At 56.9% G+C, this 1,756-nt stretch carries 3 protein-coding genes; 1 reads left to right on the forward strand and 2 read right to left on the reverse strand.

Going from position 1 to position 1,756, the window contains the following annotated elements:
• Window positions 1-492 precede the first annotated feature (492 nt).
• Window positions 493-894, forward strand: a complete 402-nt coding sequence (locus HMPREF3167_RS07110) for a helix-turn-helix domain-containing protein (RefSeq protein ID WP_070446255.1) — start codon at window positions 493-495, stop codon at window positions 892-894.
• A 71-nt stretch (window positions 895-965) separates the two neighbouring features.
• Here HMPREF3167_RS07110 and HMPREF3167_RS07115 read toward each other — a convergent pair whose 3' ends face one another.
• Window positions 966-1,343, reverse strand: a complete 378-nt coding sequence (locus HMPREF3167_RS07115; RefSeq protein WP_148132417.1) for a hypothetical protein — start codon at window positions 1,341-1,343, stop codon at window positions 966-968.
• The gene (locus tag HMPREF3167_RS07120; RefSeq protein ID WP_070446259.1) at window positions 1,330-1,620 is read right to left on the reverse strand and encodes a hypothetical protein; all 291 of its coding nucleotides are present in this window, start codon (window positions 1,618-1,620) and stop codon (window positions 1,330-1,332) included. Before HMPREF3167_RS07120 ends, HMPREF3167_RS07115 begins: the two co-directional genes overlap by 14 nt.
• Window positions 1,621-1,756: the final 136 nt, after the last annotated feature.

The following is a 1,756-nucleotide window of genomic DNA, read 5'->3' on the forward strand; positions in this document are numbered from 1 at the left end:
CGGGCGCGTGTTGGCATAAGAAAACCGCCCTTTTCGGGCGGCCATATAGTTAATTAGGTCTTGACCTGTAGGCATTTTCCCTTCTTTCGGTGGCGTGGCGAACCGCTACATAGGTTTACCTATTTAAACCCAGTTGATAAATTTGGTTGCTATATCGCAACTTTGGTGGTATGCTAAAAGCAAGCAGTTGGAAAGGAGGTAAAGATGCCGACAAAGGAAGTCAAGAAGCTTATCAAGCGACTTGAGAAGGCTGGCCTGGAATGCAGGATCACGAAGAAGAACCACATTCTGGTCTACCTTGACGGGAAAGTCATCGCGACTCTTCCGTCAACCCCGTCGGACCGGCGTTCGCTCCATAACGCAACGAGACACATCAAAGCATACGGAATAGACATCTAGCCGGACAGGGGTGGCCCCACCCAAAACAAGGGGCCACCCCACCCCCGCCCAACTGCAAAAACGCACCCCACCGCGCACAGAAAGGAAAACGCAGTGGACTACACCGCCACAGTCAGCATCAACACCCAGCTGGATATTGACACGGCCATCGACCAGCTCGCAGAATACAGCAGCTCACTGGCACAGACCGAAGCAGGATACCGCGCAGTGTTTAGCTACCCCGCACACGACCTCGCCCAGGCCACAAAGACCGCTCTGACCATCGCAAACACCATCGGAACGCCCATCTCGATCACGGTCGCAACAACCGAATCAGTCGACCGCGACACAGCTCACGGGGACATCCCGCCCGTCGTCTCCGTCGCTGAGGCCGCCAACATCCTCGACATCTCCCCCCAGGCCATTCACAAGCGCATCAAGACCGGCTCACTCCCCGCAACGCGAGTTGGCAACACCTGGATTCTTCCGCTTGCGGGTGTCCTGTCAGCCGAGTAGGCTGAAACCAACCTCAAAATTCCAACTGCTTAACCGGCTCACACCAAAAACCAGGTGTGAGCCGGTTTCATCTAGCCGGGTGTAAGCGCGAAATGCGGTGGCCGTTCCGGCGGGGGAGGCGGAAGCCGCGCATTAATATGAGCAATCAACTCATCAACGTAAGCCTCAAGCGACTCATTCTCACCCTCCGTCACCTCCACGCGCGCCTTCAGCGTCGTGATCTCCGCACCCTGCACCTCAACCACACGCGTCAGCGACGCCACCGCCACATTCACCGCATCCAACTGCAAACGCTGCTTATCAAGAGCAGTTTTCTGCTCATCCAACACTGCCTTCTGCTTACCCAACCGCAACTGGACTCCCTGCCCCACAATCACCCCGACCAGGCCAATCACCGCCACAACAATCGTCGCAAAAGCCGCATCAATCGCAATATCAGGCCTCGCCATGAACACTCGCCTCGCCCCCATCCCGAATCGCACGCACCGCATCCAAAATCATCTGATCATTGATCACCGCCGGATCGTAGCCACGCCGGGAATGATACGGGCTCGCCCCCACACTGTACTCCCACGCCTTTTCCACGTCTGGGCGGGAAGCGATCCACATCGCCCACTGGAACGCGAAGCTCTCCCCACTCCCCGCCGCAGCGGCACCTTCCTGCACCGCGCAAGCCGCCACACGTGACCGGAAATCCGGGTCGCCCGCACACTCAAAAATGCTCACATAAGACACAACAAACCACCCCCTTCTTGGTTAAATCTTCACTAACTGCCAGCACAAGTACGCCCATGCCGTCGTTGAACTGTTGCCGACCTGTGTCACATACAAACGCTGCTTACCATTCACGGGCACGTGTTGG

The sequence above is a fragment of the Trueperella sp. HMSC08B05 genome (assembly GCF_001808405.1).
Lineage (GTDB): Bacteria > Actinomycetota > Actinomycetes > Actinomycetales > Actinomycetaceae > Trueperella > Trueperella bernardiae.

Coding starts and splice junctions, on each gene's coding strand:
- HMPREF3167_RS07115 (WP_148132417.1), bottom strand. CDS start 1,343: ATGGCGAGGCCTGATATTGCGATTGATGCGGCTTTTGCGACGATTGTT.